General features: G+C 33.4%; 14 protein-coding genes. 10 read left to right on the top strand and 4 right to left on the bottom strand.

Annotated features, from left to right (window positions below; all coding sequences use genetic code 11):
* Nucleotides 1–18: 18 nt before the first annotated feature.
* The 4 genes from rpsR to ESZ54_RS02965 all read left to right on the top strand — a co-directional run bounded on the left by rpsR (nt 19) and on the right by ESZ54_RS02965 (nt 3,220).
* Nucleotides 19–261 (top strand): 30S ribosomal protein S18, encoded by a 243-nt coding sequence (rpsR, locus tag ESZ54_RS02980; protein WP_136136197.1) that lies wholly within the window; start codon nt 19–21, stop codon nt 259–261.
* Between the two features lie 133 nt (nt 262–394).
* Nucleotides 395–847, top strand: a complete 453-nt coding sequence (rplI, locus tag ESZ54_RS02975) for a 50S ribosomal protein L9 (RefSeq protein WP_136136196.1) — start codon at nt 395–397, stop codon at nt 845–847.
* A 26-nt stretch (nt 848–873) separates the two neighbouring features.
* Nucleotides 874–2,241 carry a replicative DNA helicase gene (dnaB, locus tag ESZ54_RS02970; RefSeq protein WP_136136195.1) on the top strand — a complete coding sequence of 456 codons (1,368 nt, stop codon included), beginning with the start codon at nt 874–876 and terminating at the stop codon, nt 2,239–2,241.
* Between the two features lie 106 nt (nt 2,242–2,347).
* Nucleotides 2,348–3,220, top strand: a complete 873-nt coding sequence (locus ESZ54_RS02965) for a DegV family protein (protein ID WP_136136194.1) — start codon at nt 2,348–2,350, stop codon at nt 3,218–3,220.
* Nucleotides 3,221–3,284: 64 nt separating this feature from the next.
* Here the strand turns inward: ESZ54_RS02965 and ESZ54_RS02960 are convergent, their stop codons facing one another.
* From ESZ54_RS02960 to ESZ54_RS02945, 4 genes are all read right to left on the bottom strand, one after another.
* Entirely contained in the window at nt 3,285–4,820 is a 1,536-nt protein-coding gene (locus ESZ54_RS02960; protein WP_136136193.1) for a glycosyltransferase family 39 protein, read from the bottom strand.
* Nucleotides 4,792–5,790: a glycosyltransferase family 2 protein gene (locus tag ESZ54_RS02955; RefSeq protein ID WP_136136192.1), complete on the bottom strand. Its 999-nt coding sequence runs from the start codon at nt 5,788–5,790 to the stop codon at nt 4,792–4,794. Before ESZ54_RS02955 ends, ESZ54_RS02960 begins: the two co-directional genes overlap by 29 nt.
* 225 nt (nt 5,791–6,015) lie before the next feature.
* Nucleotides 6,016–7,551, bottom strand: a complete 1,536-nt coding sequence (locus tag ESZ54_RS02950) for an ArnT family glycosyltransferase (protein ID WP_136136191.1) — start codon at nt 7,549–7,551, stop codon at nt 6,016–6,018.
* Nucleotides 7,552–7,691: 140 nt separating this feature from the next.
* Nucleotides 7,692–9,314, bottom strand: a complete 1,623-nt coding sequence (locus tag ESZ54_RS02945) for an ABC-F family ATP-binding cassette domain-containing protein (RefSeq protein ID WP_136136190.1) — start codon at nt 9,312–9,314, stop codon at nt 7,692–7,694.
* Between the two features lie 186 nt (nt 9,315–9,500).
* Here ESZ54_RS02945 and ESZ54_RS02940 point away from each other — a divergent pair, with 186 nt between their 5' ends.
* From ESZ54_RS02940 to ESZ54_RS02915, 6 genes are all read left to right on the top strand, one after another.
* On the top strand, nt 9,501–9,713 hold the full coding sequence (locus tag ESZ54_RS02940; protein WP_136136189.1) for a zinc ribbon domain-containing protein: 213 nt from the start codon (nt 9,501–9,503) through the stop codon (nt 9,711–9,713).
* 127 nt (nt 9,714–9,840) lie between these two features.
* Entirely contained in the window at nt 9,841–10,845 is a 1,005-nt protein-coding gene (locus ESZ54_RS02935; protein ID WP_136136188.1) for a LacI family DNA-binding transcriptional regulator, read from the top strand.
* 128 nt (nt 10,846–10,973) lie between these two features.
* Nucleotides 10,974–12,275 (top strand): pyrimidine-nucleoside phosphorylase, encoded by a 1,302-nt coding sequence (locus ESZ54_RS02930; protein ID WP_136136187.1) that lies wholly within the window; start codon nt 10,974–10,976, stop codon nt 12,273–12,275.
* Nucleotides 12,276–12,622: 347 nt separating this feature from the next.
* A complete protein-coding gene (locus ESZ54_RS02925) occupies nt 12,623–13,021 on the top strand; it encodes a cytidine deaminase (protein ID WP_136136186.1) in 399 nt (132 codons plus the stop codon).
* Nucleotides 13,022–13,048: 27 nt separating this feature from the next.
* On the top strand, nt 13,049–14,152 hold the full coding sequence (locus ESZ54_RS02920) for a BMP family lipoprotein (RefSeq protein WP_136136185.1): 1,104 nt from the start codon (nt 13,049–13,051) through the stop codon (nt 14,150–14,152).
* A gap of 210 nt (nt 14,153–14,362) precedes the next feature.
* Complete coding sequence (locus ESZ54_RS02915; protein WP_136136184.1) at nt 14,363–15,928, top strand: ABC transporter ATP-binding protein; 1,566 nt, start codon at nt 14,363–14,365, stop codon at nt 15,926–15,928.
* Nucleotides 15,929–15,963: the final 35 nt, after the last annotated feature.

Below are 15,963 nucleotides of genomic sequence, written 5' to 3'. Positions count from 1 at the left end.
GAATAGGAGGAGCAAATAATGGCAGCTCAACAAAGAAGAGGCGGAAGAAAACGTCGTAAAGTATGTTACTTCACAGCAAATCATATTGATAATATTGATTATAAAGATGTTGATTTATTATCACGTTTTGTTTCTGAAAGAGGCAAAATTTTACCACGTCGTGTAACTGGTACTTGTGCTAAACATCAACGTAAATTAACAATTGCTATTAAACGTGCACGTATTATGGGATTACTTCCATTCGTTGCTGACGAACAATAATAATTGAGTTAGTAAAGCATTCATGTAAAAATGAATGCTTTTTTTGATGTTTTATTTATAAATGCTTCGATTATGAACTCTTAAAAAATTATGGTAAAATGATAGAGATTATAGAATGAAGGAGCGATTACGTATGAAAGTAATATTTTTACAAGATGTAAAAGGTAAAGGTAAAAAAGGCGAAATTAAAGATGTTGCTGTTGGTTATGCGCAAAACTTTTTACTTAAAAAAGGATTAGCAACAGAGGCAACACCAAAAGCGATGAGTGAATTACAAGGCAAAAATAAAGCGAAAGCTAAAGAAGAAGCTGAAAACCTAGAAGAAGCAAAACAATTAAAAGAAAAAATAGAAGCAGAAGGTTTTGAAGTTGAAATTAAATCCAAAGCTGGTGAAGATGGTAGATTATTTGGTTCGATTCCTTCTAAACAAATTGCTGAAAATTTAGAAAAACAACATAAAATTAAAGTTGATAAACGTAAATTAGATTTAGAACAACCAATCAAAGCATTAGGTTATACATCAGTACCTTTGAAACTTCATAAAGAAGTTATTGCAAAGCTAAGAGTACATGTAGTTGTGCAATAAGAACGAAGAAAGACAGGAGTTTATAAATGGAACTTATCCAACAAGATAGAATTCCACCACAGAATATTGAAGCGGAACAAGCAGTCTTAGGATCGGTGTTTTTAGATTCGGATGCAATTGTTGAGGCAATGGAATATATCGAAACAAAAGATTTTTATCGCCGTTCTCATCAGTTGATTTTCCAAATTATGTTGGACTTAAATAATCGTAATGAACCCATTGACGTCATTACAGTTAAAGATGAACTAGAACTTCGTAATTTAATTGAAGATATTGGTGGTTTGAGCTATTTATCTGAACTTGCTTTAAGTGTTCCGACAGCAGCGAACGTTGGATATTATGCAAAGCTTGTCGAGCAAAAATCTCTTCTTAGGCATTTAATTCAAACAGCAACTGATATTGTAACTAGTGGATTTGAACAAGGTGAGTCTGTTGAAACGATATTAGATGATGCAGAAAGAAGAATTCTAGAAGTATCAGAAAAAAGAAATCGCAGTGGTTTTTTAGCAATTGCTGATGTTTTAGGCGATTCAATTAATCAAATTGAGCAATTATCGCAACAAGGAGAAAGTATCACAGGATTACCAACTGGTTATCATATGTTAGATAAAATGACAGCTGGACTTCAAAAAGAAGAATTAATCATTTTAGCTGCTCGACCAGCTGTGGGGAAAACGGCTTTTGCTCTAAATATAGCTCAAAACGTTGGAACAAAAACAGATGAATCAGTTGCAATCTTCAGTTTAGAAATGGGTGCAGAATCTTTAGTAAATCGTATGCTATGTTCTGAAGGATTAGTTGATGCCAGTCACTTGAAAACAGGTCAATTAACAGATGAAGAGTGGGATAATATTATTATTGCAATGGGGTCACTATCAAGAGCAAATATCTTCATTGATGACACACCAGGAATTAAAGTATCCGAAATTCGAGCTAAATGTCGTAAATTGGCTCAAGAACAAGGTGGATTAGGTTTAATTTTGATTGACTATTTACAATTAATTGAAGGAACAGGTCGAGAAAATCGTCAACAAGAAGTATCTGAGATTTCCCGACAATTAAAAAAATTAGCTAAAGAATTAAAAGTTCCGGTCATTGCCCTATCACAACTTTCTCGTGGTGTGGAACAAAGACAAGACAAGCGTCCTGTGTTAAGTGATATTCGTGAGTCAGGCTCAATTGAGCAGGATGCTGATATTGTTGCATTCTTATATCGCGATGATTATTATCAACGTGAGGGTGATGAAGATGGCGGTGAAATGTCTGAAGATCAAAGTAATATCATTGAAGTCATCATTGAGAAAAACAGAAGTGGTGCGCGTGGAACGGTTGAATTATTATTTATCAAAGAATATAATAAATTCTCGTCTGTTTCTAATCGTGAAGAATTTTAAATCACTGTCGTTATTTATTTTTAAAAAAGAGTGTAACAAAATGAAAGCTTTCGTTTTGTTACACTCTTTTCTTTTGCTATACTTAAGAAAGAAGAGGAGTGAGAAAATGAATAAAAATTTTGATTTATTGGCAGATTCATGTTGTGATCTACCTGTAAGTTTACTAGAAAAGCAAGATGTTCAGTTTGTAAGTATGACCGTTCAAATGGGAGGAAAAGAATATCGTGATGATTTAGGGAAAACTTTTGATTATCAAGAATTTGTAAAGCGTTTAAAATCAGGTGAAATGGCAACAACCTCTCAAATAAATATTGGTACGTATTTAGAAGCTTTTAAACCTTATGTAGATCAAGAGCAACCACTCCTGTATTTATCATTTTCATCCGGATTAAGTGGCTCATATCAAAATGCGGTTAGTGCAGTAAATTTGTTAAAAGAGGATTATCAGAATGTCCCTGTTACGGTTGTTGACACCAAAGCTGCAAGTTTAGGCTTAGGTTTAGTTGTCAAATGTGTAAGCGAATTAAGACTTGCTGGTGGAACCTTAGAAGAGGCATTAGAATGGTTGGACAGTCATTTAGATCATGTTCAATCATGGGTTACTGTTGATAATTTAGAACATTTAGAACGAGGTGGGCGTATTTCTAAAACCAGCGCAACAATCGGTGGTTTAATGAAAATAGATCCAATTATTCATGTGAATGAAGAAGGTCGGTTAGTCAATGTTGGTAAAGCTCGTGGGAGACACCGGGCAATCAGTAAAATTGTTTCAGAAATGCAAAAACATACAACAACAGGTGATCAATCATTAATCTATGTGGTTCATGCTGATGATTTCGAGTCTGCATTGAGAACAAAGGAACTTTTAGAACAGGAGTATCCAACGAGTAAAATTGAAATATATTCAATGGGACCAACTATTATGAGTCATACTGGTACTGGTACTTTAGCAATTTTTACATTTGGCGATAAAAGATAGAGTTAAAAATAGCGACCTCTTAGAGTTAGATTTTATATCTAACTTTAAGAGGTCGCTATTTCTATTAAGGTTTGACTTTGTATAAGTGATAATTCCGAATTTCACCTTCAAAGGTTTGTAGATGACGTGCTACGAGATCGTAGTTTTTATCAATATCTTTTGGTAAACTATATTCTTCATCGCCGTTTTGAGAACGGGCCACGACAAACATTACCTTTTTCTTACGGATAGCATCAGCTTGATCTTTTCTCATTTCAGGAAGACTGACATCTGAAATGTTTTGAATTTCGAAGAAATAAGTGCTAGGAATCACATTTGCAGCTTGATAAAAGCCCATATCCAGTTCTCCATAGTTTAGCAATGTTGGATTTTTTTCTTCCTTGATAATATTACCAAAAACGACTTGTGCGGGTTCGAAATCTTCCGAACTTGTGCTTATTGTTGGATTGTGTGGTAAAAGCTTAGATTCGACAATGTTTTGGTTAGAACCTAAAATTAATACGAAAGCTAAGATAGCTAAAAAACTGACTTGTAAGTGATTAAGTTTAAGATCTTTTATATAAGTTAATAGTGGTAATAAAGAAATACAGATAAAAGGAATTAGAATTAAACAATAATATGGCCAAAAGTTACCGCCAAAAAAAGTTGAAATAAGTAAACTAAAATATGCGGCAAAGAAGATAAAGAGACTGTTATTATTCTTTAAGATGCGACGACTTACGATTAATGACACTAATCCAATAAACATTAAACTAAAGAGTAACGGATCTCCTTTCACCATTTTAATAAATTCCGAAAGTGCACGCATGATTTTACCAAAAATCGTGATATCAACATCTTCTTGATATAAAAAAATGTTTGAATAAAAATAGACATGGAAAAGATTATCTAACGCTTGATTCATTGAAAAATAGGTTGTGATTATAACTGAAAGTGACAAGAAACCAAGAAGGCTATAGATAATGGCTTTGATAAGTTCTTGCCATTTTGCGTAAATAATCAAAATTATAGCGAGTGCTAAGTAGAATCCAAGGTAGCTTCCAACCATTGTAAATTTTATCCAAAATAGAATGGAAAAGAATAGTCCTGAAATAAAATATTGGCTAGCTTTCAGTGAATCCTCATTCTCTTGAAATTCAAATATGAGGTAAATTCCATATAAAATAAAAGGAAAGGCAAACTCTTCAGCACTGCCACCTAGTCTAAAATAAGGGTTAAGTGTTAATAATATTGAACTAAACACACAAAAGACTAAACTTGTCGTTTTATTAATAAAGAAACGTACAATTTTATAAATAAGATAGAGTGAAGCTGTAAAGAATAATACTTCTAAAAGATAGACGCCAAGGTAACCATTTGAAATTCTTGAAGCGATGTTAAAAATAAAGTACAATATAGGTCCTTTTTGTTCAAATAGATCTTTATATGGAATAAGACCATGAGCCCAACTTTTACCCATTGTTAAAAATGCATTTAAATCTCCCCAATCGTTTAGAATAAATAAAGGGGAGTTCTTACTACTAACAAGTAAGGTCACGAAGGACCATCCAAATAAGATTAATAATTCCTTATTAATCTTCATGTGTTGAATTTTTTTCAAAATATTTTTCCTCCGTAAAATTATCTAAATTTTTTTCAATAATAAATCGAGGTCGATGTTTGACTTCAGAATAAATTTTTCCTATATATTCACCTATAATAGATAGTGACACGAGTTGAATGCCACCTAAAATACAAATACTCATTGTGAGAGAAGCCCAACCAGTAACAGTGTTTCCACTAAAATGTTGAAATAAGATATTTAATGTATAAATGATTCCGATTAAAAAAGTAAAGATACCGAGATTTCGTACCAAACGAATGGGCATAATTGAGAAGGACGTAATCCCTTCTAAGGCAAAAGCTAACATTTTTTTTAAAGGATACTTTGAGTCACCTGCAAAACGTTTGTTTCGTGAATAATAGACTTCTGTTGAGGGGTAGCCAACTAGGGGCACTAATCCACGTAGAAAAATATTCTGCTCTTTAAAAGATAATAAAGTTTTAGTTGCACGCTGGCTCATTAAACGGAAATCAGCATGATTGGGTACCATTTTAACACCAATTTTTTCCATGATTGTATAAAAATAATTAGCAGTCTTTCGCTTAAAGAAAGTATCCATGTCACGATTGTTACGAACTCCATAAACTACATCAAATCCATTGTAATATTCTATGACCATTTGCTTAATCGCTTGAATATCATCTTGTAAGTCAGCATCAATTGTAATTAGCATATCAGAAGTTTTAGTTGCAACTGTTAGTCCAGCAATTAAAGCGTTTTGATGACCAAAGTTTCTGCTGAATTTAATGCCGGTAAAATGAACAGGGTCTTCTAAGTTTAACGATTCAATTAACTTCCATGTTGAATCAGTACTACCATCATCTACAAAAAGGATACAACTCTGATTGCTTATTTTTTTCTGGTCAATGAGCTCAAAGAGCACTTCTTTTATTGACTGACTAGATATCGGTAGAACTTCTTCTTCATTATAACAAGGAATAATAATTGTGAGTTTATTTTTTTTCATCTGTTATATTCTCCTTTTTATTCAAAACGTCTTCTCTATTTTATCGTGAATCAGAGTAATACACAATGAGATGTTTTGTTCTAAATGAATGTCGAGGACAAAACTAAATGCACATGTTATAGAAATAGTTATGGATATTTAATTTTAAATACTATTAGAAAAACTCATTAAATTAAGTATAATGCTTAATTTAATGAGTTTTAGTTTTAACTAATAGGATTATAATTATTTTTTTATTTTGTATAAACGATATGTTCGATTGGCAACTTCAAATGTTTGTGTATGTTCAGCGACTAAAGTATAGTTTTTTCTAATATTAGCTGGCACACTAGCTTCTGTATTGATACCTTTTGAACGGGTGACGACAAACATTACTTTTCGATCATTAATAATTTTATTTTGTTCATTCATGATATTAGGATATTTTTCATGTGGGATATTTTGGCGAATAAAGTAATAATTACTTGGTAAAATATCAGCAGCTTGGAAAAAGCCCATGTCCACAGCACCGTAGTTTAATAGTGTAGGATTTTTTTCTTTGTTTATAATTTTAGCAAATTTCATTTGAGCAGGTTCACTGTCTTGTCGATTAATGCTGATTGATGAGTTATGTGGGAAAAATTTAGATTCGGTAATATTTTTATTGAAACTCATTACAAGCACTAGCGAGATTAAACTTAAAATAAAAACTTGAAATTTATTAAAAGTTAAGTCTTGAGATTTTTCAAGGAGTGGTAATAATGAAATACAGAAAAATGGGAAAACTATTAAACAATAGTAAGGCCAAATATTTCCACCAATAAATTGAACGGTAATCAATGAAAAGTATGCAGCAAAATACATAAAGATTGTATAGTTATTTTTAAACATTTTATGACTAAATAATATTGTAAATAAACCAATTATTAGAATAGTAAATAAAAAATAGTCTCTACTGATTAATTGAATAAATCCGATTACAGAATTAATGAGCTTTCCAAATAATGGGATACCATCATTTGTAGGGTATAGTCGAATATTAAAATAGAAATATGAAAATATCAAATCACTTAAGGCATCTTTTAAATAGAAGTAAAATAAAACCAAAGATGAAAGGGACAGAAACCCAATTAAACTGAAAAGAACAGCTTTAATTAATTCATGAAATTTTTTTTTAATAAGTAGTACAATTGCTAGAGCTAAGAAAAATCCAACCCAACTTCCAATCATTGTATATTTTGCCCAAAATAAAAAAGAAAGTGAAAGGCCTCCTAAAACGTACTGGCTTTTTGTTAAGATACCATCACTTTTTTGAAATTCAAAAATGAGATAGATAGAATAAACAATAAACGGTAATGCGATTTCTTCAGCACTGCCGCCTAATTTAAAATAAGGATTCATTGTTAAAATCATTGAACTAGCCATACAAAATAATAAACTTGTTGAGTTATTTACAAATTGTCGTGCAATTTTATAAAATAAATAAAGAGAAAGTGTAAAAAGGATGACTTCAATCAAATAGATACCGAAATAGCTATTAGAAATGCGCGACGCAATATTAAAGATAAAATATAAGGCTGGTCCCTTTTGCTCGAATAAGTCTTTATATGGTATAAGTCCGTGAGACCAACCTTTTCCCATTGTTAAAAAGGCATTTAAATCAACCCAATCATTAAGAAAAAATACAGGTGAGTTCTTACTGGTAACCATCATTGTAATCGTGGACCATGCAAAAATTAATAATAACTCTTTTTTTTGTTTTAACTGCTCAGTGAGCTTCATAAATTGTTCCTCCAAAATTGTTCTTTTGAACCATTCATATTTTACCTATATATTTGAATTTAGACAATCTTTTTATGCGATAAAATATAAAAAGAGGTAAAAATGTGAACAATGTCCCCATTTTTACCTCATAAAATTCTCTATTTAAATAATTCTTTAAGTTGTGTACTTACTGTTTCATTTTCTAAGAATTCATCATATGTCGTTTCAGCACGATCGACAACACCTTTGTCAGAAACAGCAATAATTCTGTTAGCAACAGTATGGATAAATTGGTGGTCATGTGATGTGAAGAGAATTGAACCTTTAAATGCAATTAAACCATCATTCAAAGCTGTAATTGATTCTAAGTCTAAGTGATTTGTTGGATCATCTAAAACTAGTACATTTGCTTTTGAAAGCATTAACTTAGACAACATACAGCGAACTTTTTCGCCCCCAGAAAGGACGTTAACTGATTTCATAACATCTTCACCAGAGAATAACATACGACCTAAGAAACTTCTTAAGAAGGTATTATCATCTTCTTCTTTTGAAGCGTATTGACGTAACCAATCAAGAATCGGCTGTTCACTATCAAACTCATCAGAGGTATCTTTTGGTAGGTATGCTTGTGAAGTTGTAACACCCCAACGAATCGTCCCAGAATCAGGTTCCATATCACCCATGATAATTTTGAAAAGTGTAGTTGTTGCAATATCATCTTTTGCAATAAAAGCTGCTTTATCATCTTTACGCAGTGTAAAGGAAATATTATCTAGTATTTTCTTGCCGTCAATTGTTTTTGAAATATTTTCTACATGTAATAAATCATTTCCAATTTCACGTTCAGCTTTGAAGCCAACGAACGGATAGCGACGAGAAGAGGGTTGGATATCATCCAATTCAATTTTTTCTAACATTTTTTTACGAGAAGTCGCTTGTTTTGATTTTGAAGCGTTGGCACTGAAACGTGCGATAAATTCTTTTAATTCTTTAACTTTTTCTTCTTTTTTAGAATTTTGGTCAGATTGTAATTTGGCTGCTAATTGACTTGATTCTAACCAAAAATCATAGTTTCCAACATATAATTGAATTTTTCCAAAATCTAAGTCAGCCATGTGTGTACACACTTTATTTAAGAAGTGGCGGTCATGGGAAACAGTAATAACTGTGTTGTCAAAGTTAATTAAGAATTCTTCTAACCAAGCAATGGACTCACGATCTAAACCGTTTGTCGGTTCATCCAATAGTAAAACGTCAGGTTGACCAAATAAGGCTTGAGCTAACAACACTTTTACTTTTTGGCCAGCAGTTAATTCACTCATTGTAACTTGATGAAGTTCTTCAGGAATATTTAAGCCTTGTAATAAACTTGCAGCTTCTGGTTCAGCTTCCCAACCATTTAATTCAGCAAATTCACCTTCTAATTCGGCAGCTTTGATACCATCTTCATCAGAAAAATCTTCTTTCATATAGATTTCATTTTTTTCTTGCATCACTTCATAAAGACGTTTATGTCCCATCATGACAGTATCAATGACGATTTTATCTTCATAGTCAAAGTGATTTTGTTTTAAAGTCGCTAGACGTTCATCAGGACCTAAAGTAATCGAACCAGTTGTAGGTTCTAAGTCTCCAGATAAAATTTTTAAAAATGTTGATTTTCCGGCGCCATTTGCACCAATTAAGCCGTAGCAATTACCAGGTGTGAACTTAATATTTACATCTTCGAATAATTTTTTATCCGGCAGAAGTAAACTAATATTTGAAACAGTAATCATATATACAATTTCCTTTCTATTATCAAAATTGAGTATCGTATCTCTCCGATTATATCTAGGATATGACAGTAAAGCAAGGCTGACTTCCTTTAATAAGAACGTTAGAATTAGTAAGATTACGGTCTTAGGTCGGATGCACTTGAAATTATGTCATGTTAAACTATGGATAACTTAGGAGGGAACAAGATGGATAAAAAACAATACGTTTGTGAGAAATGTGGTAATGAACACTATGTTGCGGATCAATTTCAAGCAACAGGGGGAAACTTTTCGAAAATTTTTGACGTTCAAAATAAAAAATTTATTACAATTAGTTGTGAACGCTGTGGGTATACAGAGTTGTACCGTGCTAAAACAACTGCCGGATGGAATGTTCTAGATTTCTTAATCGGTGGCTAATAATAGATGAGACAGGAATAGAGTGGATAGTTAATACTATAAAATAGATATTAACTATTCATTCTTTTTTTTATGTATCCAAGCCATTTTTTTTTTGGTATGATACTCTCATAAAGAGAGAAGGGATATGTTGAAAAAAATTACAATTAAAGATATTGCAAATATTGTAGGGGTTTCGACAACAACGGTATCTCAGATTTTAAACAATAAGGGACAGCGCTTTAGTGAAGAAACAAAGCAAAAAGTATTTCAAGCCGTTGAAAAATATGATTATAGCCCGGATTATTTTGCAAAGAACATGGTACAAAGAGAATCAAGAACAGTGGGAATGATTGTTCCAGATGTAACTGATTTATTTTTCTCCAAAGTAATTGAAGGTGTTGAAACATACCTTAATCGAAAAGACTATATGCTCCTTTTATGTAATTCAAAGCATTCAACAGAAATGGAACGTGGCTTTATTAAGCAATTGCAGAATCGTTCTGTTGCTGGAATAATCCTAGCAAGTCCAAATGCACTCGAATTAGAAAAAAAGATGAAACATTTACCATATATTCTGATTGATAGAGGGTTAAACACACGTGAACAAGGAAATATTTTGGTTAATGAGTATGATGGCTTTTACAATTCGGTGAAATACTTGATTGATGCTGGTCATACAAAAATTGGCATGCTGACAAATGAGACCGGTTACTATGAGATGACAGATAGGTTTGTGGCTTACCAAAAATGCTTGAAAGATCATGGACTTGAATTTCACAGTGAATTTGTTGAAGACGGACCTGTTACGATTCATGGTGGTTACGTGGCGACACGCGAGTTGTTAAAGAGAGCGGACATTTCAGCTTTATGTTGTGGGAATGACCAAATGGCAATTGGTGCATATCGTGCGGCATTCGATCAAGGAATTGTTATACCGGATGATTTATCGATCATTGGTTTTGATAATCTTGAAATTACAGGTTACTTGAATCCACCATTAACGACAGTGGAACAACCAGCCTTTGACATTGGGTATACCGCAGCTGAGTATATGCTTCACGCTATTAATTTTCCGGATAAAATGATTCCGAATAAATTGTATCAGACAAAATTTATTTTAAGAGATAGCGTAAAAGTGTTTGACAGATGAAGAGTGTAATGCTATATTATCATTGTAAGCGCTATTAACTCTTCTCTGTTTAACGTAAACCGGTTTACTCAGGTAAACGCATCTTTGGTAAATCGATTTACTGACAGAAAAATTGGAGGTTATTGATAATGAGAATGGTTGATATTATTATGGACAAGCGAGACGGAAAGAAACTGTCTCAAGAGGAAATTGATTTTGTCATTACTGGTTATACAGATGGCTCAATTCCAGACTATCAAATGAGTGCCTTTTTAATGGCTACTTATTTCACTGATATGACGGATGAAGAAATCACTTACCTTACAATGGCTATGAGCCAATCTGGTGATATGATTGATTTATCAGAAATCAATGGTATTAAAGTGGACAAACACTCAACAGGTGGTGTTGGTGATACAACTACTTTAGTTTTAGCACCTTTAGTTGCATCAGTCGGTGCAGCCGTTGCTAAAATGAGTGGACGTGGCTTAGGACACACAGGTGGTACTTTAGACAAATTAGAAGCAATTCCAGGGTTTGAAGTCGAAATTCAAAATGATCAATTTATTAAAATTGTAAATGAAAGTCATGTGGCTGTTGCTGGTCAATCAGGGGACTTAGCACCTGCTGACAAGAAAATCTATGCATTGCGTGATGTGACATCAACAGTTGATTCAATTCCATTAATCGCAAGTTCAATTATGAGTAAGAAAATAGCGTCAGGTGCAGATGCCATCGTGTTAGATGTAACAACTGGTGACGGTGCGTTCATGAAAAACTTAGAAGATGCAGAACGTTTGGCTCATACAATGGTTCGTATTGGTAAATTAGCTAACCGTCAAACAATGGCAATTATTTCTGATATGTCTCAACCTTTAGGGAATGCGATTGGTAATGCTAATGAAATTCAAGAAGCAATTGATGCATTAAGAGGAAATGGACCAGAAGATTTGATGGAAATGGTTTATGTTTTAGGAAGTCAAATGGTTGTTTTAGCTGAAAAAGCTGCAACTTTAGAAGAAGCACGTAAAATGTTAGAAGAAAGTATTTCTTCAGGAAAAGCTTTAAACAAATTCAAAGAAATGGTTGCAAATCAAGGTGGTAACCCTGATGTTGTTGATCATCCAGAATTATTACCTCAAGCTAAATACACATTTGAGTTACCAGCTAAAGAAAGTGGCGTTATTTCAAAAATGGTCGCTGACCAAATTGGTGTAGCTGCAATGCTTTTAGGTGCTGGCCGTCGTACAAAAGAAGATGTAATCGATTACGCTGTAGGCTTAAACTTAAATAAAAAAGTTGGTGATGCAGTTCAAGAAGGTGAATCTTTAGTTACGATTTATTCAAACCGTGAAGACATTGAAGATGTTAAGAAAGTTTTATATGATAACATCTTTATTTCCGAAAGTGGAATCGAACCAAAATTAATTCATGAAATTATAACCGAATAATTTTTATTAATAAATGGTCAATGTCTGTTTTTCTATTATGGATTGCGATTCAATTTAAAACGTAGTATCCTTAGTATTGTAAGGAATATTACCTGATAAAAGTTATTAGTACTATATTATTTACAAATTTATTTTATTTATAAAAGATGATAATGTTAATATTTGAAGGGCTTTCTTAAGAAAAAGATGTCAAAAACTTTTTATTTAGTTTCCCTCTAGCTAAAAAACATAGTAAAATGGAAGTTAGAGGAGAAATTATTAATAAGAGAGGTGGAAATAAGAAAATATTTCTTCCCTATATCACATTGGTCTATCTAAAAATATTAGCTATTTAGGAGTTGTGAATTGTGACGAATGAAAATAATCGTTGGATTGAAATTGCACGAGAAGCTTTACAAAAAGCGTATGTTCCTTACTCAGAGTTTCCAGTTGGCGCTGCTTTAGTCGCTAGTGATGGCAAGGTTTATACAGGTTGCAATATTGAAAACGCATCATTTGGTTTAACAAACTGTGCTGAGAGAACTGCAATTTTCAAAGCGGTTTCTGAAGGTGTCACAGAGTTTCAACATTTAGTAGTCATTGGTCGAACAAAAGAGCCGATTTCACCATGTGGTGCTTGTCGTCAGGTTTTAGTCGAATTTTGTTCACCAGATATGCCGGTAACACTTTGTAACTTGGATGGTAAAGTTAAAGAAACAACGATCAAAGAGTTACTACCTTATTCTTTTGTGGAAGTAGAAAAATAAAAATAAATTATATGGAGGTTTTTCGTAATGAAAAAGTCAACAAAATTTGGAGCTACTTTATTAACAGCAACACTATTAGTAGGCCTTGCAGCTTGTGGTGGAGGTAAAGGCCCAGCTAAAGATGGAGACAAAAAAGATGGTGGCAAGAAAGACGCTGAACACAGTGTGGCCATTGTAACAGATATCGGTGGTATCGATGATAAATCATTTAACCAATCTGCCTGGGAAGGGTTAACTGAATGGGGTAAAGAAAACAAACTTGAAAAAGGTGCCGGTGGTTACGACTACGTACAATCTAACGATGCATCTGAATATACAACTAACATTGACCAAGCGGTTCAATCAGGATTTAAAACAGTTTTTGGTATTGGTTACCTATTAACTGATGCTGTTAGAGCAGCTGCAGAAGCAAACCCAGATAACAACTTTGGTTTAGTCGATGCAGTTATTGATGATCAAAAGAACGTTGTATCTGCAACGTTTAAAGATAACGAAGCTTCTTACTTAGCAGGCTATGCAGCTGCGTATACAACAAAAACTGACAAAGTTGGTTTCGTTGGTGGGGAAGAAGGACCAGTTATTGACCGTTTCGAAGCTGGATTCGTTAAAGGTGTAAACGATGCTGCTAAAGATCTTAAAAAAGATATTAAAATTGATGTGAAATATGCTGCTTCATTTGGTGACCCAGCTAAAGGTAAAGCATTAGCTGCTAAAATTTACCAAGATGGCGCAGACGTAATCTTCCATGCTTCAGGTGGTACTGGTACTGGTGTCTTCCAAGAAGCTAAAAACTTAAACGAGAAAAAAGCTGAAGACGATAAAGTATGGGTAATCGGTGTTGACCGTGACCAAACTGAAGATGGTAACTACAAAAACAAAGATGGTAAAGAAAGTAACTTAACTTTAACATCAACTATTAAAGGTGTAGGTACTGCTGTTAAAGATATCGCTGAACAAGCTAAAAAAGATAAATTCCCTGGTGGAAAACACTTAATTTACGGTCTTAAAGATGGTGGTGTTGATTTAGCTCCTGGTAACATGACTGATGAAGTTAAAGCAGCTGTTGAAAAAGCTCGTGAAAAAGTAGTAAATGGTGATGTTGAAGTTCCTGAAACACCAGAAAAAAAATAAGTTAAAATTTTAAAAATGTAATGCTGATTATTAAAACTTTATGGGTATAAGACTATCTAACTTTGGGTACGCTCCTGCCCATAAAGTTTTTATTTTAGGCTTTCAAGGAAGTTCCGAACATTAAAAGAATATAAGTAGTTGGATGTTTCTGTTTCCTTCAAAGTCTAAACTTTGAAGCGAAAAGTATTGAAAGAAAAAGGGTGTGTAATCATGACGCAAGATAATTTTGTAATCGAGATGCGCAATATTACCAAGCAATTTGGTACTTTTAAAGCAAACGACAATATTAATCTTCAAATTAAAAAAGGTGAAATTCATGCTTTATTAGGTGAAAATGGTGCTGGAAAATCAACATTAATGAACGTTTTATCAGGCCTTTACCAACCAACAAGCGGTCAAATTTATATGGATGGTAAACCGGTTGACTTTTCTGGTCCGACAGACGCAAGTAAGCGCGGAATCGGAATGGTCCATCAACATTTTATGTTAGTGGATGCCTTTACAGTTACTGAAAATATTATTTTAGGTGATGAGCCAAACAAAGCAGGTGTCTTAGATAAGGATACAGCTGCTAAAGATATCGAACGAATTTCAAAACAATATGGGATGGAAGTTAACCCATCGTCTCTTATTAGAGATATTTCTGTAGGGATGCAACAACGTGTAGAAATTCTAAAAACATTATATCGTGGTGCGAATATTTTGATCTTTGATGAACCTACCGCGGTATTAACACCACAAGAAATTGATGAACTTTTATTAACAATGAAAGAATTAGTTAAAGAAGGAAAATCAATTATCATCATCACGCATAAATTGGATGAAATTAAGAAAGTAGCGGATCGTTGTACCGTTATCCGTCGTGGTCAAAGTATTGATACTGTTAACGTAAAAGATGTATCTTCTCAAGAGTTAGCAGATATGATGGTTGGTCGTTCTGTTTCATTTAAAACTGAAAAAATTGCAGCTAATCCTAAAGAACCAATTCTTTCTGTCAAAGATTTAGTTGTTAAAGAAAGTCGTGGACTTGACGCAGTTAAAAACTTTAGCTTAGACGTTCGTGCAGGTGAAGTTGTAGGGATTGCCGGAATTGATGGAAATGGTCAAACTGAGTTGATTCAAGCGATTACAGGTCTTAAAAAAGCTGAAAGTGGAACGGTTACAATTAGTGGAAAAGATGTAACAAATCTTAAACCACGTGAAATCACTGAAACAGGGATTGGACACGTGCCAGAAGACAGACACAAATATGGTTTGGTTTTAGAGATGACTTTAGCTGATAATATTGCTTTACAAAGCTATTATCACGAACCATTTAGTAAAAATGGTGTTTTAAATCAAAAATATATCAATGAATATGCGCGTCGTTTAATTGAAGAATATGATGTGCGAACAACTGGCGAGATGGCGACAGCTGGCTCACTTTCTGGTGGTAACCAGCAAAAAGCAATTATCGCTCGTGAGATGGATCGTAATCCTGAGTTATTAATAGTATCGCAACCAACTCGTGGATTGGATGTTGGTGCAATTGAATATATTCATAAACGTTTGATTCAACATCGTGACGAAGGAAAAGCGGTTCTGGTTGTAAGTTTTGAGTTAGAAGAAATTCTCAACGTTTCGGACCGTATTGCTGTAATTCATGCGGGCGAAATTGTAGGGATTGTTGATCCTAAAGAAACAACAGAAAAAGAATTAGGTTTATTAATGGCTGGCTATTCATTAGAAGAAGCTAGAAAAGAATTAGGTGTGGAAGCGGGTGAAACAGTTGGATAATTTAAAATTTTCTAAACTAAATAATGTGTTGGTTC

This window comes from Vagococcus silagei (assembly GCF_004795745.1).
GTDB lineage: Bacteria > Bacillota > Bacilli > Lactobacillales > Vagococcaceae > Vagococcus > Vagococcus silagei.
Note: the sequence above shows the minus strand (reverse complement) of the source record. Positions and strands in the feature narration are given on the sequence as shown.